Raw genomic sequence first — 25,992 nt, forward strand, 5'->3', positions numbered from 1 at the left:
GTCAGCGGATCCTTTCGATGATGACGGCCATGCCCTGGCCGCCGCCCACGCAGAGAGTGGCGAGGCCGTAGCGGCCGTCCCTCTCCTCGAGGCCGTTGATGAGGGTGGTGATGAGGCGGGCGCCGGTCATGCCCCAGGGGTGGCCGAGGGCGATGGCGCCGCCGTGGACGTTGAGCTTGTCGTCCGGGATGCCGAGTTCGCGCTGGGAGGCGAGGACCTGCGCGGCGAACGCTTCGTTGAGCTCCACCAGGTCGATGTCCTCCATGGTGAGGCCGGCCTGGGTGAGGGCGCGGCGGGTGGAGTCGATGGGGCCGAGTCCCATGATCTCGGGGCTGAGGCCGGTGACGGCGCTGGTGACGATGCGCGCGAGCGGGGTCAGGCCGAGCTCGCGCGCCTTCTCCTCGCTCATGAGGATGAGGGCGGCGGCGCCGTCGTTGATGGGGCAGGCGTTGCCGGCGGTGACGGTGCCGCCGGGGCGGAACACGGGGTCGAGCGCGCCGGTCGCCTCCAGGGTGGCGCCGTGGCGGGGGCTGTCGTCCGTGTCGATGACGGTGCCGTCGGGCAGCGTGACGGGGGTGATCTCGCGGGCGAAGAACCCGGACTTCTGCGCCTGTTCGGCGCGGTTCTGCGACATGACCGCCCACGCGTCCTGGTCCTCGCGGGAGATGCCGCAGTGCTCGGCGACGTTCTCCGCGGTCAGCCCCATCGCGATGTACGGGTCGGGCAGGTCGCCGGTCTCGCGCGGGTCCCGCCACGGCATCTGGCCGGGGGCGCTCTGGGCGCGCTTCTCGGTGCGCTCCCACGCGTCGCGGAAGATCGGGTTGCGGACGTCGTCGTCGATGATGCGGGCCCCGGCGCCGATGGAGAGGGATTCGACGCCGGCGGCGATGACGACCTCGGCCTGGCCTGCGGTTATGGCGTTGGCGGCGTTGCGGGTGGCCTCGAGGCTGGAGGCGCAGAAGCGGGTGACGGTGGCGCCGGGGACGTGGTCGAGGCCAGCAAGGATGGCGACGGTGCGGGCGAGGTTGCCGCCCTGATGGCCTTCGGGGATGGCGCAGCCGAGCTGCAGGTCCTCGATGTCGGCGACATCGAGCGCGGGGACCTTCTCGAGGGCCGCGGTGATGATGTGCGCGGCGAGGTCGTCGGGGCGCAGGTCCTTCAGGGAGCCCTTGCGGGCGCGGCCGATGGGGGTGCGCGTGGCGGCGACGATGACGGGGGTGGGCACCTGTGCCTCCTGCCTTCTCATGTATGTGGTACTCACGGTTCTATGTACCGGGGTCCATTGTGGCGCACCCGCCGCGAGCGCGCCACCGGAACAGCCGAATCCGCGGTCCGACGGGTGCACCCGCCCGATGTTTCCTGGACAATGAACCAGCCCACCACCGATCAGCCCGACCCGACCGGAGACCCGCACCCATGGAGGAGCCCATGCCGAACCGCCGCCTGCTGCTGCGCTCCGTCGGCACCGGCGCCGCCGCCGCGCTCGGTCTGCTCGGCCTCGCCGGCGCGACCCGCCAATCCCGCTGGGCCCGCTCCGACCTCCTCTCCGAAGCCGTCGTGTTCGACGGCACCGGCCGCCGCCTCCTGCACCGCCGCGACATGGACGACCTCATCCCCTCCACCCGCGTCATGCGCACCGCCGAGCGGGCCGACGACCTCGTCGCCGCCACGGAGGGGTTCCTCGCGCAGACCCAGCTGCCGGTGCTGCGGACCCCGTCGGCCCTCCCCCGTGACCTCGACACCCAGGCCCTCCTCGACATCCACTCGCTCACGTGGGAGCTGCCGTCACCGGTGGCGGCGTGGACGCCGGCCTGGCGGTACACGTGGCCGCGCGACACCGCGCACGTCATCGCCGCACTCACCGGGCGGGGGCAGTGGCCGTGGGCGCTCGCCCTGCTGGAGACCCTCGCGGCCCAGCAGCGGCCCGACGGCCGGTTCGAAGCCCGCTGCATCCCCGGCACGAACCGCGCCCCCGATGCCCGGCCGCTGCAGCTCGACGGCTGCGGCTGGTTCCTGTGGGCCGCCGCCGACCTCCTCGCCGATGAGCCCGCGCTCGCCGGGCCCGCCGCCGAGAAGCCCCGCGGCCGGGTGGATGCGCCGCGGGAGCTGCGAGCGGCGCTGGCGCGGTCGGCTGCCGCTCTGATGCGCGCCACTGGCCGACGGAGCCTGCTGCCGCCCCCGAGCCCGGACTACTGGGAGGTGTCCGAGCGTCGCCTCACCCTCGCCACGGGGGCGATGACCGCGGCTGGTCTGCATGCGGCATCGCGCCTGGTCAGTGCCGGTGTCCTCACCGCCGACGACCTCGCCGGCGCAGGGACAGTGCCGGTGCTGACCCGCGGCTCGGTGACATCCTCCGCGCCTCTGACTGCGGACATGCTGGCCCAGCGTCGTGATGGGACGACGGCGGCTCTCCTCGCCCGGTTCCGTCGGCGCGGATACCAGCGGTACGCCCTCGGGGGCGGCGTGGACGCCGGTGTGCTCATGCTGCTGCCGCCGTACCTGCCGCGCGACGTGGCGGACAGCAACCCGCAGGTGATCGACGCGGCGCTCGCGGCGTACGAGAAGATGCGCCGCCCCGCAGGCGGTGTTGCGCCCGGCGCCGGGTGGAAGAAGGACGGCATCTCGTGGACCCCGCAGACGGCGATGTTCGCGCAGGCGTACGCACACCTCGGGATGGAGAAGGAGTCGCGCGCCGTGCTGCGGTGGCTTGCGGAGCACCGCACCGCGGCGGGCGCGATCCCGGAGAAGGTGCTGTCCGACGGCACCCCCGCGGCAGTGGCACCGCTGGCGTGGAGCGCCTCGCTGATCGTCGCGACGCTGACGCAGCTGGACGCCGCGCGGCGCTCGGAGCCCGCACGCGCTGCGGACGCGTAGGACAGCCGCCCGCGACGGGTCAGTGCGTGCGTCAGCGCAGGCGGCGCAGCACGGTGAGGGTGTCGTCGATGGTGCCGGTCTGACCGTCGGGTCCGGTCACCTCCCGCACCACCACCTCGGAGCGCTCGATGCTGTAGTCGCCGGTAGCGATGAGATCCGCGAAGAGCGCGCGTTCGTGTTCGGGGCGGATCTCGTGGAAGGACCGCGGCTCACCCTCAGCATGCTCGTGCCCCGCCTTGTGCTCGCTCTCCTTCCACGACGGGTGCGAGCCGTGGGACAGCATCACCAGCGCACCGCCCGGCGCCAGCCACGTCGCGGCGCGGCGCAGCACGCTCTCACGGTCGAGTCCGGCGAAGGACTGGAAGAAGCTCGCGGTGATCAGGCCGTAGCCGCCGGCATCGGCGCGGCCGCCGTCGGCCCGGAACCCGTCGACCCCGAACCCGTCGGTCCCTTCCCCTGCGGGACCCTCCCAGGCCTCGAGGTCGCGGGCGAGGAAGCGGGCGCTGCCACCGGGGTGTGCCCCGTCGGCTCCCGCCGTCAGGCCCTCCTGCTCGGCGCGGGCGGTGGCGCGGTCCACGGCGACGGTCGAGATGTCCACGCCGGTGACTCTCCACCCGGCGCGGGCGAGCCAGAGGGCGTCGCCGCCCTCCCCGCAGCCGAGGTCGAGGGCGCGGCCCGGCTGCATGCCGATCGCGGTGACCGCCGCGCCCAGGGTGGGGTTGACGTTTCCGGTCCACAGGGCGTCGCGTTCGCTGTAGCGGGCATTCCATTCCTCGGCGGCGCTCATCATGAGTGCAGGCTAGCGGGAACGGCGGGATAATGGCCGTGAACAGCCGCTGCGACGAAGGAGCACCACCATGACCGGATCCGCCCCCGACCTCCGACGCGAACGCATCGACTACCACGAAGGCACCCTCACCGAAGCGGACGCCGGCCGCGACCCGCACGCCCTGTTCGACCGCTGGATGCAGGACGCCATCACCCGCCGCGACGAGAAGGACGACCTGCCCGAACCCAACGCCATGGTGGTCGCCACCGCGGACCGCACCACCGGCCAGCCGCACTCGCGCACCGTGCTGCTGAAGGGCCACGAGGACGGCCGGTTCCTGTTCTTCACCAACTACGAGTCCGCCAAGGGCCGCGAAATCGCGGAGAACGACCGCGTCGCCATCAACTTCACCTGGTTCCCACTGCAGCGCCAGATCCGCATCGAAGGCACCGCCGCGAAGCTGCCCGGCGCCGAATCCGACGCCTACCACGACGTGCGGCCCCGCGGAGCCCAGATCGGCGCCTGGGCGTCACCACAGTCGCAGACGATCACCGACCGCGAGGAGCTGAACCGCCGCAACGAGGAGGCCGCCGCCCGCTTCGACGGCGAGGACACCGTGCCCCGCCCGCCGCATTGGGGCGGGTACGCCGTCACGGCGCACCGCTTCGAGTTCTGGCAGGGCGGCGGCGACCGCCTCCATGACCGCCTCGTGTTCGAACCCGTCGGCCCTGACACCGACGGCGCCAGCCCGGCCAGCCCCTCCGCCCGCAGCGAATGGACCGTGACGCGCCTCGCGCCCTGAGCTCAGGCCGCCCCCGGGTCCCGAGTCAGCCGACGATCATCAGCCAGCCCGCGAGCGCCGCGAGGGTGACGGCGAGGACGGGCAGGGTCAACACGATGCCGGTGGTGAAGTAGCGGCCCCAGCCGATGTGGATCCCCTTCTTGTCCAGCACGTGCAGCCACAGCAGCGTGGCGAGCGATCCGATCGGGGTGATCTTCGGACCGAGGTCCGAGCCGATCACGTTGGCGTACACCATCGCTTCGTGCGTGAGCCCGGTGGCGCCCGCACCGGCGATGGCGAGCGCGGCGATCAGCACCGTGGGCATGTTGTTCATCGCCGAGGCGAGGAACGCGACCACGATCCCCACGCCGAGAGCGGTGACGAGCACACCATGGTCGCCGAAGAACGAGAACAGACGCGCGAGCTGGTCGGTGAGCCCCTGGTTCTTCAGGCCGAAGACCACCAGGTACATGCCGATGGAGAACAGCACGATCTGCCACGGCGCACCTTTGATCGACTCCCACACCGGCACCACCTTGTTCTTCGACGCCACCGCAATAAGGACCAGCGTGCCGATCCCAGCGATCACGGACAGCGGGATGCCGAGGGGATCCGCGGCGAAGTAGCCGACGAGCAGCAGAGCGAGAACACCCCAGCCGGCTCTGAAGGTCAGGGGGTCCTTCACGGCGGCCGACGGGTTCGGCAGCGCCTCGACGCTGTACGTCTTCGGGATGGAACGACCGAAGTAAAGCAGCAGGACCGCGAGCGAGGCGAGCACGGACACTATGCCGATGGGCACCATCACGGTGGCGTAGCGAGCGAAGGAGATGCCGAAGAAATCGGCCGAGACGATGTTCACGAGGTTCGAGACGACCAGCGGCAGTGACCCGGTGTCGGCGATGAACCCCGTCGCCATGACGTAGCCGAGGGCAGCACGCCCGTCGATCCTCAGGGCGCGGAGAATGCCGATGACGATCGGTGTGAGGATGAGCGCGGCGCCATCATTTGCGAACACCGCCGCTACAACGGCTCCGAGAGCGATGATCAGAACGAACAGCAGGCGCCCGCTGCCCCGGCCCCAGCGGGCCACGTGCAGCGCGGCCCATTCGAAGAACCCGGCTTCGTCCAGCAGCAGGGAGATGAGGACGATCGCGACGAACGCGAGGGTGGCGTTCCAGACGATCCCGACGACTTCGGGGACGTCCGACAGACCCACGACGGTGGTGGCGAGAGCAAGAACCGCGCCGATGAGGGCGGAATAGCCGATGGGGAATCCCTTCGGCTGCCAGATGACGAGGGTGAGGGTGGCGGCGAAGATCCCGAGGGCGACAAGCGTCATCAGCGGACGGTCCTTGTCTTCTCGCTCTTCAGCCCGTCGAGGAGCTCGCGGACCCGTCCGTCGATGTCATCGCGCACCAGGCGCATCCGCTCCATCCCCTCGATGCCGCGTGCGCTGGGCTCATCGGTGATCCAGGTGTCGATCTCGGCACGCATGCCGTCCACGGGCTCCACCTGTGCTTCACTGCCGAGCACGATGACGCGGTCGGCGCGGCACAGCAGGTCGGGGTCGATGGCGGTGGGGGTCCCCTGGGACATGTCGGCGCCGACTTCAGCGATCGCAGCGGCCGATTCCTCATTGATCGAGGTGCCCGGGTTCGTGCCGGCGGAGTGGACCTCGACGGTGTCACCGCCGTGCTTGGCCGCGAGGGCCGCTGCCATCTGGGACTTGCCTCCGTTGCGGGTGCAGATGAACAGGAGAGTGGGGGTGCTGGCGGGGCTGCTGGGAGTATTCGTCATCGAGGGGCCTTTCGGAGATGGCGGCAGTTCACGCAGTCGGTTCGGCGCTGCTGCGCATGTCTGTACCGATGGGGTCAGACGGCGTGAGACAGCACGCCTCAGTCGCCTCAGGGATGAGGGATGCCAGGTGCGCCAGCGAATGCACGGGCGTGGCGAGCTGTTCGCAGCAGATCGAGTACACGTTGGAGCGCCCCTGGGCGCTGACGGTGATCATGCCGGCGTCACGCAGCGCTGCTATGTGGTGGCTGACCAGCGCCTGGCTGAGTCCGGTGGAGTCCTGCAGATCTTTGTTGGACGCAGGTCCGTCCGCGAGGGTCAGCAGGAGCGTGAGTCGATTCTCGTCCGCCAGAGCCCGCATCACCGGGAGCAGCTGCTGCGCCTGCTCGCGCGGCGCGTTCCCAGCGTCCTGCAACTGTGGCACGGGTGAGTCAACCATGCCACTATTATCCATAAGCAGGCATTGATGTGACAAATCTGCGCTGATGCAAGAAGCGCAGGTGCGCGGAGCAACTCACCTCGGAGCCCAGTCCTCCGCTAACGCGCTCCGCGCACCCTCCAGATCCCTGCAGATCAACTGCGGGTGAGGTCCGCTTCGTCCATGCGGTAGTCGTATACGCGCTTGTACTTGCCCTGCGAACGCGGCAGCGTGCCCGGCTCCACCGTCTCCACATCCACCGTGGAGCCGATGCGGTTCTTGATCAGGCGCCGCAGCAGCTGCGCCGCACCCGTGATGTCCTCCTGGGGAACGCCGGGCACGGACTCGATCTTCACGGTCAGGGAGTCCATGCGGCCCTTGCGGTGCAGCTCGAGGATGAAGTGCGGGGTGAGGTGCTCGATCTCCACCGCGATCTCCTCGATCTGGGTGGGGAACAGGTTCACGCCCCGCAGGATGATCATGTCGTCCGTGCGGCCGGTGATCTTCTGCATCCGTCGGAACGCAGGCCGGGCGTCGCCCGGAAGCAGAACGGACAGGTCCTTGGTGCGGTACCGGATGATCGGCAGCGCTTCCTTCTGCAGGGTGGTGAACACCAGCTCGCCCTGCTCCCCGTCGGGCATGGTGCGGGAGAGGTCATCGGGGTCGACGATCTCGGGGTAGAAGTAGTCCTCCCACACGGTGGAGCCCTGCTGGTGGTCGACGGATTCACCGGACACGCCGGGCCCGGTCACCTCCGACAGGCCGTAGATGTCGGTGGCCTTCAGTCCGAGGCCCTTCTCGATCTCCTGGCGCATCGGCTCGGTCCACGGCTCCGCACCGAGGATGGCGATCTCCAGGGAGGAATCGGCCGGGTCGAGGCCCATGTCCCGCATCGCATCCATCACGGTCAGCAGGTAGCTGGGGGTGCAGCAGATGACGCGGGGCTTGAAGTCGCGGATCACCTGGACCTGGCGGTCGGTCTGGCCGCCGGACATGGGGATGACGGTGCAGCCGAGCTTCTCGGCACCGGCGTGGGCACCGAGTCCGCCGGTGAACAGGCCGTACCCGTAGGCGTTGTGGACCATATCGCCGGGGCGGACACCGGACAGGCGCATGGAGCGCGCCACCACGGTCGCCCACGCGTCGAGGTCGTTGTGGGTGTAGCCGACGACCGTCGGCCGGCCGGTGGTGCCGGAGGAGGCGTGGATGCGGGGGATCTCGCTGAGCGGCTTGGCGAACATGCCGAACGGGTAGGCGCGGCGGAGGTCCTCCTTGGTGGTGAAGGGGAACTTCGCGAGGTCACTCATCTCGCGGATGTCGTCCGGGTGGACGCCGGCGTCATCGAACTTCTCCCGGTACATCGGGGCGTTCTCGTAGGCGTGGCGGACGCTCCACTTCAGCTTCTCCAGCTGGAACTCCTCGAGCCTGTCGCGGCTCCAGGTTTCGCGTTCGTCGAGGCCGTCGTTGGTGGTGGTGACGAGGGGTTCGGCGGCGGTGTGCACGTTGGTCATGGTGTGCCTTTCATCGTTGAAGGGCCGGCGGTGTCCGTCGGTGCTTCGGCTGCGGGTGGGCGGTGGATCGGATCATTCGGTCGGAGGGCCAGCGGGGGCCGGAGTGTCAGGGCTCAGCGTCGGGGGACGGTGCGTGAGCGACCCCGGAACAGCGCCACAACGGTGCTGGGGCCGCTGCCGGACCCGTCGGCCCCGGGGTCCTGGGCGGTGACGGTGACGTCGTAGATGCCGGAGCGGCCCTCGTGCTGGGCGACGGCGTGGGCGGTGAGGACCTGCCCGTCGGTGGCGGGGCGCAGGAAGTTGATGTCCACGCCGGAGGCGACGGTGACGCTGTCGAGGTCGGCGGCGTCATTGCAGGCGATGGCGAAGGCGGTGTCGGCGAAGGCGAAGATCATGCCGCCGTGCGCGGTGCCGTGGCCGTTGAGCATCTCGCGGCGCAGGCGCATCCGCACGAGCGCATCGCCGTAGTCGGCGCGCACCACCTCGACCCCCATCCATTGGGAGGCGAAGTCGTTCTCCAGCATGGGGTGGTGGCCCGCGAGCGCCTGCGGGTCCGACGGGTTCGTCATCCGGGCGACCCCTTCCATTTACTGAATGAGTGTTCAGGTAATGCACGAGCACTGTTTCATGTGCTCACGGTCACACGGGGCGGTTTCGGGGCGCGTGCGCGCAGATGCAGACCCCGTGCACGCATCGTCAATCACCCCCTATGACGCGGCACGAACCCTTCCTGTGACGCGGCGCGAACCCTCCCTGTGACCCAGTTGACACCCGTCCGCGAATCCGCCAATACTGAACGACAGGTCAGGAATTCGGCGCCGATGCCGACCCACCCAGGAGGACACCATGACCACCACCCACGACCCCCGCGCAGCCAGCAGCGCCGACGAGCTCACCGCCGAGCAGCTGCAGGAGCGGTTCGACGCGCTCATCGCCGCCGATCAGCGCATCGAACCCACCGACTGGATGCCGGAGGACTACCGCCGCACCCTCGTGCGACAGATGTCCCAGCACGCCCACTCGGAGATCATCGGCATGCAGCCGGAGGGCAACTGGATCACGCGGGCGCCCTCGTTGAAGCGCAAGGCGATCCTGATGGCGAAGGTGCAGGACGAAGCCGGTCACGGGCTCTATCTGTACTCCGCTGCGGAGACCCTCGGCACCCCACGCGATGAGATGTTCGAGCAGCTGATGAGCGGCCGCGCGAAGTACTCCTCGATCTTCAACTACCCGGCCAGGTCCTGGGCGGACATGGGCGCGATCGGCTGGCTGGTGGACGGCGCCGCGATCTGCAACCAGGTGCCGCTGTGCCGCGCGTCGTACGGCCCGTACGGCCGGTCGATGGTGCGCATCTGCAAGGAGGAATCGTTCCACCAGCGGCAGGGATGGGAGATCCTCTACACCCTCAGCCACGGCACCCCGAAGCAGAAGCAGATGGCGCAGGACGCCGTGAACCGGTTCTACGGCCCAGCGCTGCAGATGTTCGGCCCACCCGATGACCAGTCGCCGAACTCGCAGCAGTCGATGGACTGGAAGATCAAGCGCTTCTCCAACGACGAACTGCGCCAGCGCTTCGTGGACATGATCGTGCCGCAGGCCGAAGCGCTCGGCCTCACCCTGCCGGACCCTGACCTGGCGTGGAATGAGGAGCGCGGCCACTACGACTACGGCGAGCTCGACTGGGACGAGTTCTTCGGCGTCATCAAAGGCCACGGGCCGTGCAATCAGCAGCGCCTGCAGCACCGCATCGACGCCCACGAGAACGGCGAATGGGTGCGGGAGGCCGCTGCCGAGTACGCCCGGAAGATGCAGGAGCGCGCCGCCCGCGCCGACACCGACACCGCACCAGCAGGAAGCGAGCAGCGATGACCAGCGAGAACACACCAGCGCAGGCACCCGTCGGCCAGCAGTCCGAGAGCGCGACCGGCGGCGCCCCCGCGGGCCGGCACCAGTGGCCGATGTGGGAGGTGTTCGTGCGCCCCTCGCGCGGCCTCTCGCACGTGCACGCCGGGTCGCTGCACGCCCCCGATGCGCAGATGGCGCTGCGCAACGGCCGCGACCTGTACACCCGCCGCAACGAGGGCGTGTCCGTGTGGGTGGTGCCCACAGCGGAGGTGTCCGCCTCGGACCCGGACCGTCGGGATGCGTTCTTCGAATCCGCCAAGGGCAAGGAGTACCGCCACGCCACCTATTACACGAAGAGCGAAGGGGTGAAGCACCTGTGAGCATGGGCAGCGTGGGCCAGGACTCCGCCACCATCATCAGCGCCGGCAGCGCCCTCACCGCCGAGAAGCTGCTGGACTCCGGCGTCACCGCACCGGAGCGGACCGCTGAGTACGCGCTGCGCCTGGGCGACGACGCTCTGATCCTTGCGCAGCGCCTCTCCTGGTGGATCTCCCGCGCCCCCGAGATCGAAGAGGACATTGCGCTGGGCAACATCGCCCTGGACACCCTCGGTCATGCCCGCATGCTCCTCACCTACGCCGGCACCGCGTGGGACAGGTCCGAGGACGACCTCGCGTACTTCCGCACCGAGGAGGAGTTCCGGTGCGCGCAGATCGTCGAAGTGGACAACGGCGACTTCGGCCGCACGGTCGCGAAGAACCTCATCATGTCCGCCTACTTCTACGAGCTGTACTCACGCCTCGTGGACTCGGCCGATGAGACCCTCGCCGCGATCGCCGCAAAGGCGGTGAAGGAGGTCGACTACCACCTCGACCATGCGGTGCAGTGGACTCTGCGCCTCGGCATCGGCACCGAGGAATCGGCCGGACGGATGCGCGCCGGCCTGCGGGACGTGTGGCCGTACCTGGACGAACTGTTCGAGGACGAGCCGCTGCATGACGATCTCGAGGGCATCGCCGTGCGCCCCTCCACACTGCGCGCTCCCGTGATGGAGCGCCTGGAAGTGGTGCTGGCGGAAGCGGAACTGGAGGTGCCGGAGGTGAAGCAGGCCCGCACGGGCGGCCGACGCGGCGAACACCGCGAGGCGCTCGGCTTCCTGCTCGCCGAGATGCAGTCCCTCGCCCGCCAGCACCCCGGCGCCACCTGGTGAGGAGCCGTGATGGGTGAGGAGAGCATGCGCACCGACGGAGCCCAGCGCAGCGACGGCGCCCCACACGCTGACGGAGCTCAGCGCGCCGACGGGCGCCGCCCCGCCGATGCGCGCGACGCCGCCGTCTGGGACGCCGCTGCCACCGTCATGGATCCCGAAGTCCCCGTTCTCAGCATCGCGGACCTGGGGGTGCTGCGCCGCGCTGAACTCCTGGCCGACGGCACCGCCCTCGTCACCATCACCCCCACCTATTCCGGGTGCCCGGCTATGGGCGCCATCACCGCCGACGTCCACCGCGCCCTCACCACGGCCGGGTTCGAGAGGACCCGCGTGGAGCTCACCCTCTCCCCCGCCTGGACCACCGACTGGATGAGCGACGAGGGGAAGGAGAAGCTCCGCGAGTACGGGATCGCCCCGCCGACGGGGTCGGCACCCGTCGGCCCCAAAGGCCCCATCCCGGTGAGCCTCAGCGTGCCGTGCCCGCGCTGCCGGTCCCTGCGGACCCGGGAGCTGAGCCGCTTCGCATCCACGGCGTGCAAAGCGCTGTACCAATGCTCCGACTGCCACGAACCGTTCGACTACTTCAAGGTGCACTGATGACCGCTCCCAGCCCCGACAGCCCCGCACCCGTCGGCCCCGCCTCGACCGGCACTGACGCCGCCCCCGTGCGCGCCGCCCGCCGCCGCGCACAGTTCCACACGCTGACCATTGCGGAGGTCCGCCCCCTCACCGACCAGTCGATCGAGGTGACGTTCGCCGTCCCCGATGAGCTCGCCGGGCAGTTCGACTACGCGCCCGGACAGTACGTGGCGCTGCGGATGGACATGGACGGCGAGGAGGTGCGCCGCTCCTACTCGATCTGCCGGCCGCCCACCCCCGGGTCGCTGTCCATCGCGATCAAACGCGACCAGGGCGGCCTCTTCTCCAATTGGGCGAACGACAACCTCCGAAGCGGTGACCAGATGCAGGTGATGAGCCCGCAGGGCGCGTTCATCGCGCAGCACCGCCTCACCTCCCTCAACGACCCCGAGGAGATCCGCGCCGAGGTGGAGCGAACCGGCGGCGCCCGCTTCGTGTGCGCCGCCGCCGGATCCGGCATCACCCCGATGATCGCGATCATCACCTCCCTGCTGCAGATCGACGGCACATTCGTGGACCTCATCTACGCCAACCGCTCCGCCGGCGACGTGATGTTCGTGGACGAGCTCGCGGACCTCAAGGACCGCTGCCCGCAGCGGCTCGCGATCCACCATGTGCTGTCGCGGGAGCAGCGGGTCTCCCCCATGCACTCCGGCCGGATCGACGCTGACAAGATGCGCCTCCTGCTCGACACGATTGTGGAACCGTCGATAGTGGACGAATGGTTCCTGTGCGGGCCGATGGAGCTCGTCCAACTGATCCGCGACGAGCTCGACGCCCGCGGCGTGAACAGCGACGATGTCCGCTTCGAGCTGTTCACCACCGGTGAGAACTCCGGCGGGCAGCGCGGCGCCCCACCCGTTGTGGTGGACGAATCCGGCGACAACATCCAGATCCGCTTCCAGCTGGACGGCCTGTCCAGTGAGGTGAAGACCCCGCGCGGCTCCCGCGAAACCGTGCTCAACGCGGCGCTGCGGGCCCGCTCCGAAGTGCCGTTCGCGTGCGCCGGCGGCGTCTGCGGCACGTGCCGCGCGAAGGTCGTGGAGGGAACCGTGGACATGGCGGAGAACTTCGCGCTCGAAGCGGACGACGTCGAGGCCGGGTACGTCCTCACCTGCCAGTCGCGCCCCACATCCGATTCGCTCATCGTCGACTACGACGCCTGACCGGCCCCACCGCGCGCCCACCCCACGCCCGCTCCACCGATCCGCACCGCCCCGCGCCCGCGCTCTGACCCGAAAGGCCTGCCGATGATCCACTCCACCTGCACTGACGGCCTCGCCGAGATCGTCCTGGACGCCCCGCAGAGGCTCAACGCCGTCGACGCCGAGGCCCTGCACGAGTTGGTGGAATCCGTCGGCCGGGCGGAGGCCGACGGGGCCCGCGCGCTCCTCCTGCGCGGAGAAGGCAAGGGATTCTGCGCCGGCCGCGACATCGCGGGCGTGGACCCCAGGGAGGATGACGTGATCGGCTTCCTCGGCGGCCCCGTCACCGACGCGATGCGCGCCCTCGCCGACCTCCCCATCCCCACGTTCGCGGCGGTGCACGGCGCCTGCCTCGGGGTGGGGCTCGGCCTCGCGCTCGCCTGCGACGTCGTCTACACGGCGAAGGATGCGAAGCTCGGCTCACCGTTCAAGAACCTCGGCGCCACCCTCGATTCCGGCGGCCACTGGCTGCTCGCCGAACGCCTCGGCACGCACCGCGCCATGGACCTCATCATCACCGGCGACCTCATCACCGGCGCCGACGCCGTGCAGGCGGGCCTGTTCTCACGCGCGGTCCCGTCGGCCGACCTCCTCGACTTCACGCGGGAACGGGCACGGGCGGCGGCGAGCGGGCCGACGGGGGCCTTCCTCGCCTCGAAGCGCCTCCTCGCGCGGATCCGCGATGAGCGCCTCGGATTCTGGGACGTGCTCGAGCTGGAGAACCGCGCCCAGGCGGACCTCTGCGACACCGACGACTACCGGGAGGGCTTCGCCGCGTTCCAGCAGAAGCGGCAGCCCCGCTTCACCGGTGGTCGGTGACGGCCTGCTCGACCGGGTCGCCGGCGCACCCCGCGCCGCCCCTCGTGCGCACGCCGACCGGCCGTGATGTGCGCGCTCGTGCAATAGGCCCGTGCACGCAGACGCACCCCGCCGCCACGTGACCTCTGTCACCATAGTGGGCACCCGTTCAATGACGAAATGAGGAGAACCCCATGGAGACCTTCGAGTCCCTTCTCGCCACCCCGGCCACGACTGGCCGCCGAGCCCGGCAGCGTCGTCCGATTGGATGGCTCACTGCAGCCCTTCTCTTCGCCACACTTCTGACCCCTTCACCTTCGGCGGCATTTGCGAGCGAAGCACGGAGCCCCGAACAGGTCACGAGCGCATCCAACACCGTGATCCAGACAGCATGGCTGCCCTATGATTACGCGAAGATCACCACTGCACAGAAATGCGAGAATCGAAGGAACTGGCTCATCAAGAACGTGGCCTGGATCAATTCCGGCAACTCCATGTGCCAGCGCTTTGTTCGGTCTCAATGCCCGACCACCTACTACTGGATGGTCATGGTCCAGGACAAAGGTGCATTCAGAAGCACCGGGGAACGCTCCAGCAGGAACTCAGCCCAACCGGCCGCGCTATCCGAAGGACACACGTCGACGCTCTCCTGCTGATCGGCCCACCAACTACCCCGGAGGAGACGTCCAATGTTTATGACGGGCATCGCGCTTTTGGCAGACTTCACCGCTCTCGCCCCAGGTGAAGGCGGGGTGGGCGGTTTCAGGATGTCGCTGCGCAGCCAGTCGACCGCGCCTACTCGAGACACAAGCACCCCACCCGTCATCACTCTGGTCCACATATGCGACACCGACAAGGTCGAACAGTGGGAGCAGACCGTCTCAGCCCTGGACGGCAGTGCAACGATCCACTACGCAGGCATGGCCGAGCTCGTCGGAGATCCACACCATGACCGGTCGGTGATCGAGGTCGTCGCCGCTCAGGTCTCGCTGGACATCAGCGATGCTCTCCGGCTCGCACGATGATCAGCCGTGATGTGCGCGCTCGTGCAATAGGCCCGTGCACGCAGACGCACCCCGCCACCACGTGACCTCTGTCACCATGGTGGGCACCCGTTCAATGACGAAATGAGGAGAACCCCATGGAGACCTTCGAGTCCCTTCTCGCCGCCGTCGCCGCCGATTCCGGCCGCGAAGTCCTGAACCCCGCCACCGGTGAACTGATCGGGCACGTCGCCCAGCACACCGAGAAGGATCTCGACGCCGCTGTCGAGAAGGCCGCCGCCGCGCAGAAGGAATGGGCGAAGAAGTCCGATGAGGAGCGCGTCGCCGCCCTGATGAAGGCCGCCGACGAGGTCGAGCAGAACGCCGGCGCCCTCGCCGAGATCATCTGCCGCGAGCAGGGCAAGCCCCTGTCCGGCCCGGGAGCGAACTTCGAAGCGGGCGCCGTGGTGGGCTGGATGCGCGCCACCTGCGCCACCGAGCTGAAGCCCGAGGAGATCGACCTCGGCGACGGCAAGAAGGCCACCGTCCACCACCGCCCCGTCGGCGTTGTGGGCGGCGTCAACCCGTGGAACTGGCCCGCGATGATCGCCACCTGGCAGTTCGCTCCCGCGCTGCGCATGGGCAACTCCATCGTGATGAAGCCGGCCAGTGACACGCCGCTGTCCGTGCTCGCCACCGCCTACCTCGTCAACAAGCACCTGCCGGAGGGCCTGCTGACCGTGCTGACCGGTCCCGGTTCTCTCGGCGGTGCGATCTCCGCCCACCCCGGTTTCGCGAAGATCACCTTCACCGGTTCCACCGAGACCGGCAAGAAGATCGCCGAGGCCGCGTCGCAGAACCTCGCCCGTCTCACCCTGGAGCTCGGCGGCAATGACGCCGGCATCGTGCTCCCGGACGTAGACGGCAAGGAGATCGCCGAAGGCCTGTTCTGGGGCGCGTTCATCAACACCGGCCAGACCTGCGCCTGCCTGAAGCGCCTGTACGTCCACGAGGACGTGTACGACGACGTCGTCGGCGCTCTCGTCGAGGTCGCGAAGCAGATGCCGATGGGTGACGGCATGGACGAGAAGAACGTGCTGGGCCCGCTCACCAACGAGTCGCAGCAGAAGATCGTGGCGGACCTCGTGAATGACGCGAAGAACCGCGGCGGCAACGTGCTGTTCGAAGGCGAGGTCGCCGGAGGCGATAAGGGCTTCTTCCACCCGCTCACCCTCATCGACTCCCTGCCTGCCGACGCGCGCCTCATCACCGAGGAGCAGTTCGGCCCGGCCCTGCCGATCATCAAGTACAGCGACGTGGACGATGCGATTGAGCAGGCGAACAGTGTGGAGGTCGGCCTCGGCGCATCCGTGTGGTCGAAGGACCCCGCGAAGGCCGCTGAGGTGGCGGCCCGCATCGAGGCGGGCACCGTGTGGATCAACTCCCACGGCACGATCAACCCGATGGCGCCGTTCGGCGGCATCAAGCAGTCCGGTTACGGCGTGGAGTTCGGCGTGGAGGGCCTGAAGGCGTTCACCGTTCCGCAGGTGATCCACAGCTGACCCCAGCGGCCGCCGGGCCGCCCGGCACCGGGCATCGTGGCCGCCTCTCATCGACGGAAGCGTCTTCTCCGCGGGTCTCAGGGATCACCCGCCGAGGAGGCGCTTTCGTTCTGCCCGCGCGGCGAGGCGGCGGCATCGGGCGCGCGACGAGGCGACATCGAAAGCGACTTTTTTGCAGTATGACCGCGGTCGATACGCAAAAAAGTCACCCTCGATTCAGCCGCCGGGCCTCTGCCTCCGGACGGCCCCGGGACAACGGCCGCTTGCGTCCGACCGACAGCCACCTGGCCCCTCCTCCAGCCACCTGGCCCCTTCTCCAGCCGCCTGGCCCCTCCTCCAGCCGCCAGGCGGCGGCCGCCACAACAGAGTTCGACGGATGTTCGCTATTCGCTGGGAATAACGAGCATCCGTCGAATTCTGTGGCGGGCAGGGTCGGGCTGAGACCGCCGCGGACGGGCCGAGACCGCCGGGGCCAGTGCCCGGGCGCCGGTCAGCGGCTCACTTGCCCCATTCGGTCGGCGGGCCGGCCTGCAGCAGCACGGCGAACAGACCGGAGATGAACACGAGCAGCACGATGGCGGCGAGCACCGGGTGGCGCAGGATCACGGCGAGCAGCTTCTCGGCCGGGCCAGAGGCACGCTCCTGCGCGGCCGCCGGCTCCTCCCCGTGCCGCGCAACGCGCCACTGATCCGCGAGCAGGCCCTTCGCGTCCACGTGCTTCTCGAACGGCAGGGTCGCGAACGGGACGATGGCGAGGACGAGGCCGAGGATGCCCTTGGCGGCGGGCCAGCGCTGGTCCGTCCACACGAGCACTGTGGAGACGCAGTAGGCGAGGAACACGAAGCCGTGGATGCTGCCGCCGATGCGGACGGGCAGGTCGCCCATGTGCAGGGCGTACTTCGCGATCATGCCGAGGATCAGCAGCGCCCACGTCACCATCTCGAGGGTGGCGACGACGCGGTACAGCGACCGGGGGCTGATGCCGCGGCTCACGGGGGTCGACTGTGCGGGGCGGCTGGACGAGGTGCTCATGGTTCTCCTGACGAAAGACGGCGGGCAACCATTCCATCATCACGGCCCGACCTGCGTTCGGCATCGACCGAACGATTGATGGGGCACGTCTCACGCGTCACGTCGACGGGCCGGCGGCCGGGCCGGGCAGGTTCGACTGGTGTCGGATCAGCGCTAGCCTGGTGGGCAACCGCGTGGCCCACCCAGGCCCGCCGCTGAGCTGCGCCACCACGCGCACGAAGCGCAGACACCAGTGAGCCGCCCGTGCTCGCGCATGAACGAAGCCTCCCGCCCGCCCCGATGAAGGGGAGGGCCGGGAGGCTTCGTTGATAGGGGGCGCGGGCCGACGGGTGCCGGCCAAGTGACCGACGGGTGCCGGAGGCGCCGAGCCGGGCGCCCCAGCGCCGGTGCGCCCGTCCGTCAGTCCACGGGCGGTTCGTCCAGCTCCACGGCGGCGCGGCGGAACACCTCCGGCCGCACCCGCTTCAGGTACTCCCCGCGGATCAGACCGATGATGCCCGCAGCGATGATGATGCCGGGCATCACCGTGATGAGCACGGGCGAGCCCGTGCCGATCAGCAGATCGAAGTTGATCAGGATCAGCACGAACACCACCACCAGGCCGATGCCGGCCACCAGCGGCGCCACCAGGCGGGTGAACACGCCCGGCACCGCGGTGCCGCGGAGCGCCTCGGTGTCGCGGGGCGCCCCGTCATGATCCGCGGCCGTGTGCACACCCTCGCCGCGCCCGCGCTTCACGAAGAACCCGATGACGGCGAAACTGGTGATCGCCATCAGGAACACGAGGCCGAACGCGGCTGCGTTGCAGAACCACGTGAACAGGGTGACCACCGGGAACAGCGGCCCCTCCGGGGCGTTCGCCCCCACCACCCCGAACACCAGGATCACGATGAGCGCGAGCACGCTCTGCGCTGCGGACCCCGCGATCGGCGCACCCGTGCGGTGCGAGGTGTTCTCGAAGAACCGCGGCAGAACACCGGTGCGGCCCAGCGAGAAGAAGTACCGCGCCGCGGCATTGTGGAACGCCAGCAGTGCCGCGAGCAGGCTCGTGATGAACAGAACGTTCGCGATGTCGGTGAAGACCGCCGGCATCTGCTCCCCGAGGAACACGAACACGAGATCGGGCCCGAGCTCCTCTGACCGCGGGACGATCTGGGACGGCCCGATGCCCACCGCGAGCGCCCACGAGGAGAACGCGTAGAACAGCGCGATGATCGACACCGCGATGAACGTCGCCTTCGCAACGGACCGCTGCGGTTCCCGCACCTCCTCGGAGTACACGGCCCCGGATTCGAACCCCATGAAGGCGGCAATGCCGAAGGAGAGGACCGCGCCGATGCCGGGGATGAACAGCTGATCCGGTGAGATCGGGGCCGCGCTCACCCCTTCGGGCGCCACCGTGAAGGACACGATGTCCACCAGCAGCACCACGATGAACTCCAGCACCACCAGCACCGCGATGATCTTCGCGGACAGGTCGATGCGGTTGATGCCGAGCAGACCCACCAGCGCCCACACTGCGAGGGCGCACGCCCACCACGGCAGCGCCGCCCCGACCATCGCCCCGAGGAAGCTCGAGACCACGAACCCGGTGATGCCGTACAGCCCGATCTGCATCAGGTTGTAGGACACGAGCGCCAGCACGGACGCGCCGATGCCCTGCCGCACTCCGAGCCCCGCCGCGATGTAGGCGTAGAACGCGCCGGCGTTGCGGATCTGGGCGCTCATCGCGCCGTAGCCGACGGCGAACAGTGCCAGGATCGCGCCGAGCAGCACGTACCCGAGGGGCACGCCGAGGATTCCGGCGACGGCGAAGCTGGTGGGGACACCGCCGGCCAGCACCGTCAGCGGTGCGGACGCGGCGATGATGAGGAACACCAGGGACGCCACCCCGAGACGGCCCGCACCGGGCACGCCGAGGGTGTCGTCGTCATGGGTGCGGCGCCCGTCGGCGTCCCGGCCGACGGATGCGCGCCCGACGGGTGCGCTGCCGTGCGACCCGGTGCCGGCACCGCCCTGGCGGGCGGTCGCCTGGGACATCACGCCCCGCTCTCAGAGGTGGAGCAGCCGCACTGGCAGGAACCGTCGGCACCGCCCTCCGACGGCTTCCCGTCCGTGCGGGACACGTTCGTGTCGCAGCAGGAGGGGGCGTCCGAGGAGCCGCCGGGGAGGTTGAGCGTGGGGTTGCGGTCGAGGAAGCCGGAGGGCTTCAGCCACATGCTCGAGTAGTCCACCGGCATGATCGGCCAGTCCTCCGGACGCGGCAGGTGCGTGAGGCCGAAGGAGTGCCACACCACGATGTCGCCGCTGTCCACGGGCCCGGAATCCTTCACGAACTCGGGCAGGCCGCCGCCGGTGTGCTGGTTGGGGTACATGCCGGCGGGGAACAGTTCGCCGTCCTTGTACTCCGTCACCCACAGGTGCTTCGTTGCGAACGATGCGCGGGCGGCGACCGTGGACTCGTCCGCGTTCAGCAGCGTGGTGCGGGCCTCCGGGATCAGGTGGTACTTGGTGGGCTTGCCGACGGCGTTCTTCCGCTGATTGGAGCCGATCTTCCAGGAGCGGCCCACGGTGTTGTCGCCGAGGTAGCCGCCGGCTTCGGTGATGCGGTTCTCGGTCCAGGTGAAGGCGTTGCCCCATACGTTGCCCTCGCCCATCGGCATGCGCTTGATGTCGACCTCTTCGACGAAGTTGTCGGTGCCGTCGAGGTCGAAGTCGAGGCGGGCGCAGAAGATGTGCTGATGCACGGGCGCGTACAGCCCGGGCGCCATCTCGGTGGCGTGCGGCAGATCCAGGCCCGGTTCGTTCGCACCGGCGAACACCAGGCCGGTCGCCTTGGTCTCCAGCTGGATGGTGCCGTCGAGGTACAGGTACCAGAAGAAGCCGTAGTCGTAGTTGCCCACGGTCGCGAAGTAGGAGATGACCAGCCGACGGGACCGCCGCGAATGCTGGGTCTCACCGTCCAGTTCGCGGTGCTTCCACAGCACCCCGTAGTCCTCCTCATGCATGCAGATCACGCGCGGGATGGACATCGGCTCGCCGGTGTCGGCGGCGACATGGCCGTCGAAGTAGTGGATGACTCCGAGGCAGTCGCAGCCGATCTCCAGCGAGTTCGCGTTCTTGCCGAGGTGGTACTCGCCGGCGTCGAAGTAGGAGATCCAGCGGCGGCACTCGGACGTGTCGCCGTAGGGCACCACCATCTCGGGCACGGAGGCGCGGTGCAGAACGGGACGGACCTCGCCGCCGTTGTCATCATCGCGCCAGGTCAGCTGGTTGAGCACGAGGCCTTCGCGCATGGAGAAGCCCACGCGGAAGTCCCAGTTCTCCCACCGCACGTGGGAGCCCTCCACAGCGAAGCTGGGGCCTTCAGGCTGGGTGATCTCCAGCGGCTTCAGGGTGGTGCGGCGCTCACCGGAGGCCTCATGGTCGTAGTCGCCGTCCACGTCCGGGAGGGGTTTGATGCCCTCGTCCCAGAACTTCACGACTTTGCGCTCGGTGACGTTCAGCAGCACCACAAGGCCCTCGACCGGGTAGGACCACGGGTTCCGTCGGCCCTCCGGTGGGCAGAAGGTGAGGGAGCGCATCATGCGCTTGCCGACCTCGTCGGGCTCACCGAACTGGCCGGGGGCGAGCGGGACCACGAGGGCGCGCTCCATGTCGGCCTCATCGAAGCCGCGCTTGGTCATCGCATCCCGCCAGCGCTCGTCGGCCTTGACGATCTGGTCGACGTCCTCGTACTCCTCGAACAGGTACTGCGGCTGGCCGTAGGGCGCCTGGTCGGTGGGGAGGGTGTCGACGGAGACGACCTCATCGGAGTCGAGGTCCACGACGGCTTCGCGGACGCGGCCGGTGTCGCGGTCCAGCAGGGTGGAGACGACGCGGCGCATCAGCGGCTCGCCCGCCTTCCATTCGAGCATCTTCGCCTTCGGCGGCTCCACCTGGATCTGCTGTGCGAAGCGCGTGTCCTCCTGGAGGTGGCCGGCCTGATCGAGGAGGTCGCGCACGCGCGTGATCTCGTCGGGAGTGAGGCGGTCCAGGGGATGGGTGGGGGTCTCGGTGCCGTGGCTGTCGCGGGCTCCGTGCGTGTGGGTTGCATCTGGCTTCATTGCCATCTCCTCCTTGAGCACTATGGGCCCCGTCACATTATCTGAACGCCCGTTCAGTCTCTTGCGTTTGCGTGAACTGTGGTTGCGGTCACACGCTGACCTCGTCGGCGCGCTGCGCGGAGGCGCGGTAGGCCGACGGGGTCACGCCGAACTCGGCGCGGAACATGCGGGAGAAGTGCGCGGCGTTCAGCAGGCCGTGCCGGGCCGCGAGCCGCGCCACCGGCGTCGAGGTGTGCAGCGGGTCGGCGAGGTCGCGGCGGATCCGCTCCAGGCGCCGGTGCCGCATCCATCCGGCCACGGTGATGCCGCGTTCGGAGAAGAGGGCGTGCAGGTGGCGGGTGGAGATGAAGTGCTCCTCCGCCACGGCCGACGGGGACAGCTCCGGATCGGACAGGCGTCGCTCGATCGTCTCCAGCACCTCGTGCAGCAGCTGCCGGCGCGGGTCATCGCCCAGGCTGCGGCGCAGCTCCGCGGACAGCACGGTGACGAGCAGGTCGATGGCGGTCTGGGCGAGGCGTTCGATGTCGTCATCGGCCATCTGCACCATGGAGCGGGCGAGGCCCGCGAGGAACGGATTGACCACGGCGCCGAGCGGGGAGTCGAACGGGAACACGACCGCGGTGACGCGGGAGAGTTCGTCGCGGGGGATGCCGAGCCGCTGGTACGGGAAGGCGAGGACGATGGTGTGCATCCCGGTTTCGGAGCGCAGGGCGTAGGGGCGGGAGGCGTCGTAGATCGCGATGTCGCCGGGGCGCAGTTCGGCGGTGCGGCCGCCCTGTTCCACGGTGCAGTCGCCGTCGACCTGCAGGGACACTTTGATGAGGTCGCTGCCGCGCACGGCGATCATCTCGGGGGTGCGCAGCACGTCGGCGGGGCTCTGTTCGATCCGGACGATGTGGACGGTGCCGGCGCTCTTGGCGATGCTGCGGGCCTCGAAGTCCGGGGCAGGCTCGACGCTGGCGGGCCCGGTGGTGGCGCGGTCTGCGTCGGCCCCGTCCCGGGTGCGGTCTCCGTCGGCCCGCGTGCGGGGGCGGATCTCGAGCGGGGCGAACAGGTCCGCGCAGCCCGCTTCCCACTGCTCGCGGGTCATGGCGGGCCCGCCGATGGCGGGGAAGTCGAACGGCTGCACCTCTTCACCCACCTTTCGCGACGCTGCTGGTTGCCCCAGGTCTACCACAGCGGTGCACAGCAGGCGGGGCAGTGTTGCGAAGTCGCAACCTCCGCTCCCGCGCGCCCCTGCCCGGCCGCTCACGCCCGGCCACACCATCCCGCCGGGGCGAAGCGCCGACCTCGGGGCCGACGGATTCCAGCGTTTCCGTTGCGGCGCCCCCGATCTCATGCCACTCTGGCTGAACGATCGTTCAGGAATCCGTTCGACCCCTGCACTGGCGCAACCGGCCGGCCCCGATGCCCGGCCAGAAGGCGAGGAGAAGTGACCGACGCATTCATCGTGGGCGGCGCCCGCACCCCCGTGGGCCGCTACGGCGGCGCCCTGTCCGGCGTCCGCCCGGACGACCTCGCCGCCCTCGCGATCCGCGCCGCCGTGGAGCGCACCGGCATCGACCCTGCCGCAGTGGACGAGGTGATCCTCGGCAACGCCAACGGCGCCGGGGAGGAGAACCGGAACGTAGCGCGCATGGCGTGGCTGCTGAACGACTATCCGATCTCCACGCCCGCCTCGACCGTGAACCGCCTGTGCGCCTCCGGGATGACCGCGATCGAGCAGGCCGCGCGCATGGTCCGCTGCGGGGATGCGGACATCGTCATCGCCGGCGGGGTGGAGTCGATGAGCCGCGCCCCGTGGGTGATGGCGAAGCCGACCGCAGCGTTCGCCAAGCCCGGCGAGGTGGTCGACACCGCCATCGGGTGGCGCTTCGTGAACCCGCGCTTCGCGCCCGGCGGGGACCTCTCTCGCGAGGACCGGATGACGTTCTCGATGCCGCAGACGGCGGAGGAGGTCGCTGAGCGCGAGGGCATCAGCCGCGAGGACGCCGACGCGTTCGCTGCCCGCTCCCATGAGCGCGCGCTCGCCGCCATCAGGGGCGGGTCGTTCCGCGACGAGATCGTTCCCGTGGAGGTGACGGGCCGCAAGGGCGCGGTCACCACCGTGAGCGATGACGAGGGCCCCCGTGAGGGCTCCACACCGGAGGTCCTTGCTGGTCTGCGGCCCGTGGTGAAGCCGGGCGGCGTGGTGACCGCGGGGAACTCGTCGTCGCTGAACGACGGGGCGAGCGCCGTGATCGTCGCCTCCGCTGCCGCGATCCGGGAGCACGGCCTGACGGCGCGGGCGCGGATCGCAGGGTCGGCCGCCGTCGGCCTCGAACCCGAAGTGATGGGGCTGGGCCCGGTGCCCGCCACCCGGAAGGCGCTCGACCGCGCGGGGTGGCGGATCGGCGACCTGGGGGCGGTGGAGCTCAACGAAGCGTTCGCGACCCAGGCGCTGGCCTGCATCCGTCGGCTCGGCCTGGACGAGTCCATCGTGAACACCCGCGGCGGCGCGATCGCGCTGGGGCATCCGCTGGGGTCGTCCGGGTCGCGGATCGTGCTGACCCTGCTGCACCGGATGGAGGCCGACGGGGCCCGCTGCGGCCTCGCGACCATGTGCGTGGGTGTGGGTCAGGGAACGGCGATGCTGCTGGAGCTGCCCGAGGAGGCGCGCGCATGAGCACCTTCGCCGGTTTCGAACGCCTCCGCATCGACGAGCGCGACGACCGCCTCACCGCCACGCTCTCCCACCCCGCGACCCGCAACGCGATCGACCAGCAGATGGTCAGTGAGCTGCACGCCGTCTGCGCCTACCTGGAGGCTCAGCCGAAGGTGCTGATCCTCACCGGCGACGGCGGTGTGTTCGCCTCCGGGGCGGACATCGCGCAGCTGCGAGAACGCCGCCGGGACGATGCCCTCGCCGGCATCAACTCCACGATCTTCGACCGGATCGCGCGTCTGCCGCTGCCGGTGATCGCCGCGCTCGACGGCTACGCCCTCGGCGGCGGCGCCGAACTCGCATTCGCCGCCGATCTCCGCATCGGCACCCCCTCCCTCGTGATGGGGAACCCGGAGACCGGGCTCGGCATCATGGCCGCCGCCGGCGCCACCTGGCGCCTGAAGGAGCTCGTGGGGGAACCGCTCGCGAAGGAGATCCTGCTGGCCGGGCGGAAGCTCACGGCCGACGAATGCCTCGCCGTCCGCCTCGTCTCCTCTCTGCACGAACCGGATGACCTGATGGCGGCGGCGCACGACCTCGCCGACCGGATCCTCCGCAGCGACCCGCTCGCCCTGCGCCTCACCAAGGCCGTGTTCCATGCGCCGGCCGCGGCGCACCCGCTGGTGGACACGCTCGCGCAGGCGACCCTGTTCGAATCCGATGCGAAGTTCGAGCGGATGGATGCGTTCCTCGCCAAGCGCGAGGCCCGCCGCGCCGAGAAGCAGCGCGCCGCCGAGGCGGACACGACGAAGGAGAAGCCCCATGACTGACCCCGCCCCCGTCGGCCCCACCGACACCGCCGCCCTCCCCCACCGCGTCGGCGTGGTCGGCGGCGGCCGCATGGGCGCCGGCATCGCCCACGCATTCCTCACCTCCGGCTGCGACGTCACCGTCACGGACACCGACCAGGACCGGGCCGACGCCGCCCGCGAGCGCATCCTCGCCTCCGTCCAGAAGTCCATCGACCGCGGCCAGGACGTGGACGCCGCCGACTGCGCGAGGCGGCTCACGGCGGCGGCATCCGTCGGCGCCCTGGAGGACCGCGAGCTCGTGGTGGAGGCGGTGCCGGAGGACTGGGATCTGAAGGTGCGGACCCTGCAGTCCGTGCGGGCCGTGCTGCCGGCGGGCGCGGTCCTCGCCACGAACACCTCGAGCCTCAGCGTGGACCGACTCGCCGAGCATCTGGAGGAGCCGGCCCGTTTCCTCGGGCTGCACTTCTTCAATCCGGTGCCCGCGTCCACTCTGATCGAGGTGGTGCTCGGGGAGCGGACGGACGAGTCGACGGCCCAGGCGGCGCGCGGCTGGGCGGAGGCGCTCGGCAAGACGCCCGTGGTGGTCCGCGATGCGCCTGGTTTCGCGTCCTCCCGTCTCGGTGTGGCGATCGCGCTGGAGGCGATGCGGATGGTGGAGGAGGGGGTTGCGTCGGCGGAGGACGTTGACCTCGCGATGGAGCTGGGGTATCGGCATCCGACGGGTCCGCTGCGCACCACGGACATCGTGGGGTTGGATGTGCGCCTCGGCATCGCGGCGTACCTGCACCGGGAGCTCGGTGAGCGGTTCGCGCCGCCGCAGATCCTGCGCGACAAGGTTGCCCGCGGTGAGCTCGGCCGGAAGACTGGGAAGGGATTCTTCGACTGGCCGCAGTGACGGCCGCCGATGACCGCGCCGCCCAGGAGATCGTCGACCGCAATGAGCGCGAACGCGCCGCGCAGCACCTCGGCGACGCCTGAACCCGTCGGCCCGCCTGCGCAAGCATGGGCG

At 69.8% G+C, this 25,992-nt stretch carries 25 protein-coding genes; 14 read left to right on the forward strand and 11 right to left on the reverse strand.

Annotation, left to right across the window (positions count from 1 at the left end):
* Position 1: 1 nt before the first annotated feature.
* Positions 2–1,225 carry an acetyl-CoA C-acetyltransferase gene (locus R3I40_RS09580; RefSeq protein WP_285261845.1) on the reverse strand — a complete coding sequence of 408 codons (1,224 nt, stop codon included), beginning with the start codon at positions 1,223–1,225 and terminating at the stop codon, positions 2–4.
* Positions 1,226–1,428: 203 nt separating this feature from the next.
* Between R3I40_RS09580 and R3I40_RS09585 the strand changes: the two genes are divergently transcribed.
* Positions 1,429–2,874: a glycoside hydrolase family 15 protein gene (locus R3I40_RS09585; RefSeq protein WP_239376417.1), complete on the forward strand. Its 1,446-nt coding sequence runs from the start codon at positions 1,429–1,431 to the stop codon at positions 2,872–2,874.
* Between the two features lie 31 nt (positions 2,875–2,905).
* Here R3I40_RS09585 and R3I40_RS09590 read toward each other — a convergent pair whose 3' ends face one another.
* Entirely contained in the window at positions 2,906–3,664 is a 759-nt protein-coding gene (locus R3I40_RS09590; RefSeq protein ID WP_183376982.1) for a class I SAM-dependent methyltransferase, read from the reverse strand.
* Between the two features lie 67 nt (positions 3,665–3,731).
* On the opposite strand from R3I40_RS09590, the gene pdxH reads away from it, so the two are divergent.
* Entirely contained in the window at positions 3,732–4,445 is a 714-nt protein-coding gene (pdxH, locus tag R3I40_RS09595) for a pyridoxamine 5'-phosphate oxidase (RefSeq protein WP_239376415.1), read from the forward strand.
* A gap of 25 nt (positions 4,446–4,470) precedes the next feature.
* Here pdxH and R3I40_RS09600 read toward each other — a convergent pair whose 3' ends face one another.
* The 5 genes from R3I40_RS09600 to R3I40_RS09620 all read right to left on the reverse strand — a co-directional run bounded on the left by R3I40_RS09600 (position 4,471) and on the right by R3I40_RS09620 (position 8,716).
* Positions 4,471–5,763: an arsenic transporter gene (locus tag R3I40_RS09600; protein WP_183376984.1), complete on the reverse strand. Its 1,293-nt coding sequence runs from the start codon at positions 5,761–5,763 to the stop codon at positions 4,471–4,473.
* Positions 5,763–6,221, reverse strand: a complete 459-nt coding sequence (locus R3I40_RS09605) for an arsenate-mycothiol transferase ArsC (protein WP_183376985.1) — start codon at positions 6,219–6,221, stop codon at positions 5,763–5,765. The genes R3I40_RS09600 and R3I40_RS09605 overlap by 1 nt, the downstream gene beginning before the upstream one ends.
* 28 nt (positions 6,222–6,249) lie before the next feature.
* Positions 6,250–6,657: an ArsR/SmtB family transcription factor gene (locus R3I40_RS09610; RefSeq protein WP_183376986.1), complete on the reverse strand. Its 408-nt coding sequence runs from the start codon at positions 6,655–6,657 to the stop codon at positions 6,250–6,252.
* Between the two features lie 134 nt (positions 6,658–6,791).
* Entirely contained in the window at positions 6,792–8,147 is a 1,356-nt protein-coding gene (paaK, locus tag R3I40_RS09615) for a phenylacetate--CoA ligase PaaK (RefSeq protein ID WP_183376987.1), read from the reverse strand.
* A 113-nt stretch (positions 8,148–8,260) separates the two neighbouring features.
* Positions 8,261–8,716: a hotdog fold thioesterase gene (locus R3I40_RS09620; RefSeq protein WP_183376988.1), complete on the reverse strand. Its 456-nt coding sequence runs from the start codon at positions 8,714–8,716 to the stop codon at positions 8,261–8,263.
* Positions 8,717–8,993: 277 nt separating this feature from the next.
* Between R3I40_RS09620 and paaA the strand changes: the two genes are divergently transcribed.
* From paaA to R3I40_RS09665, 9 genes are all read left to right on the forward strand, one after another.
* Positions 8,994–10,016, forward strand: a complete 1,023-nt coding sequence (paaA, locus tag R3I40_RS09625) for a 1,2-phenylacetyl-CoA epoxidase subunit PaaA (RefSeq protein WP_183376989.1) — start codon at positions 8,994–8,996, stop codon at positions 10,014–10,016.
* Between the two features lie 89 nt (positions 10,017–10,105).
* On the forward strand, positions 10,106–10,372 hold the full coding sequence (paaB, locus tag R3I40_RS09630; protein ID WP_239376425.1) for a 1,2-phenylacetyl-CoA epoxidase subunit PaaB: 267 nt from the start codon (positions 10,106–10,108) through the stop codon (positions 10,370–10,372).
* Between the two features lie 2 nt (positions 10,373–10,374).
* Entirely contained in the window at positions 10,375–11,202 is an 828-nt protein-coding gene (paaC, locus tag R3I40_RS09635; protein WP_183377008.1) for a 1,2-phenylacetyl-CoA epoxidase subunit PaaC, read from the forward strand.
* Positions 11,203–11,211: 9 nt separating this feature from the next.
* Entirely contained in the window at positions 11,212–11,799 is a 588-nt protein-coding gene (gene paaD, locus R3I40_RS09640) for a 1,2-phenylacetyl-CoA epoxidase subunit PaaD (RefSeq protein WP_285261846.1), read from the forward strand.
* Positions 11,799–13,007, forward strand: a complete 1,209-nt coding sequence (paaE, locus tag R3I40_RS09645) for a 1,2-phenylacetyl-CoA epoxidase subunit PaaE (protein ID WP_285261847.1) — start codon at positions 11,799–11,801, stop codon at positions 13,005–13,007. Before paaD ends, paaE begins: the two co-directional genes overlap by 1 nt.
* Before the next feature lie 84 nt (positions 13,008–13,091).
* Positions 13,092–13,865 carry an enoyl-CoA hydratase/isomerase family protein gene (locus R3I40_RS09650; protein ID WP_285261848.1) on the forward strand — a complete coding sequence of 258 codons (774 nt, stop codon included), beginning with the start codon at positions 13,092–13,094 and terminating at the stop codon, positions 13,863–13,865.
* Between the two features lie 173 nt (positions 13,866–14,038).
* On the forward strand, positions 14,039–14,500 hold the full coding sequence (locus R3I40_RS09655; protein ID WP_183376993.1) for a hypothetical protein: 462 nt from the start codon (positions 14,039–14,041) through the stop codon (positions 14,498–14,500).
* A 39-nt stretch (positions 14,501–14,539) separates the two neighbouring features.
* Positions 14,540–14,869 (forward strand): hypothetical protein, encoded by a 330-nt coding sequence (locus R3I40_RS09660; RefSeq protein WP_239376405.1) that lies wholly within the window; start codon positions 14,540–14,542, stop codon positions 14,867–14,869.
* 116 nt (positions 14,870–14,985) lie between these two features.
* Positions 14,986–16,389 (forward strand): aldehyde dehydrogenase family protein, encoded by a 1,404-nt coding sequence (locus tag R3I40_RS09665; protein WP_183376995.1) that lies wholly within the window; start codon positions 14,986–14,988, stop codon positions 16,387–16,389.
* Positions 16,390–16,887: 498 nt separating this feature from the next.
* On the opposite strand, the gene R3I40_RS09670 is transcribed toward R3I40_RS09665, so the two are convergent.
* The 4 genes from R3I40_RS09670 to R3I40_RS09685 all read right to left on the reverse strand — a co-directional run bounded on the left by R3I40_RS09670 (position 16,888) and on the right by R3I40_RS09685 (position 22,656).
* Positions 16,888–17,421 (reverse strand): DUF3817 domain-containing protein, encoded by a 534-nt coding sequence (locus R3I40_RS09670; protein ID WP_221187321.1) that lies wholly within the window; start codon positions 17,419–17,421, stop codon positions 16,888–16,890.
* Between the two features lie 399 nt (positions 17,422–17,820).
* Positions 17,821–19,461 carry an APC family permease gene (locus R3I40_RS09675; protein WP_285261849.1) on the reverse strand — a complete coding sequence of 547 codons (1,641 nt, stop codon included), beginning with the start codon at positions 19,459–19,461 and terminating at the stop codon, positions 17,821–17,823.
* Positions 19,461–21,527: a primary-amine oxidase gene (locus tag R3I40_RS09680; protein ID WP_285261850.1), complete on the reverse strand. Its 2,067-nt coding sequence runs from the start codon at positions 21,525–21,527 to the stop codon at positions 19,461–19,463. Before R3I40_RS09680 ends, R3I40_RS09675 begins: the two co-directional genes overlap by 1 nt.
* 88 nt (positions 21,528–21,615) lie before the next feature.
* On the reverse strand, positions 21,616–22,656 hold the full coding sequence (locus tag R3I40_RS09685; protein ID WP_183376998.1) for an AraC-like ligand-binding domain-containing protein: 1,041 nt from the start codon (positions 22,654–22,656) through the stop codon (positions 21,616–21,618).
* Positions 22,657–22,959: 303 nt separating this feature from the next.
* Here R3I40_RS09685 and R3I40_RS09690 point away from each other — a divergent pair, with 303 nt between their 5' ends.
* From R3I40_RS09690 to R3I40_RS09700, 3 genes are read left to right on the forward strand one after another with little or no spacing between them, the layout of a single operon-like run.
* Positions 22,960–24,192, forward strand: coding sequence for a thiolase family protein (locus tag R3I40_RS09690; RefSeq protein WP_285261851.1), 1,233 nt, complete (start codon positions 22,960–22,962; stop codon positions 24,190–24,192).
* The gene (locus R3I40_RS09695; RefSeq protein WP_285261852.1) at positions 24,189–25,001 is read left to right on the forward strand and encodes an enoyl-CoA hydratase/isomerase family protein; all 813 of its coding nucleotides are present in this window, start codon (positions 24,189–24,191) and stop codon (positions 24,999–25,001) included. The genes R3I40_RS09690 and R3I40_RS09695 overlap by 4 nt, the downstream gene beginning before the upstream one ends.
* Positions 24,994–25,878, forward strand: coding sequence for a 3-hydroxyacyl-CoA dehydrogenase family protein (locus R3I40_RS09700; RefSeq protein ID WP_285261853.1), 885 nt, complete (start codon positions 24,994–24,996; stop codon positions 25,876–25,878). The genes R3I40_RS09695 and R3I40_RS09700 overlap by 8 nt, the downstream gene beginning before the upstream one ends.
* Positions 25,879–25,992: the final 114 nt, after the last annotated feature.

Source organism: Helcobacillus massiliensis, assembly GCF_033106145.1.
Taxonomy (GTDB): Bacteria; Actinomycetota; Actinomycetes; order Actinomycetales; family Dermabacteraceae; genus Helcobacillus; species Helcobacillus massiliensis.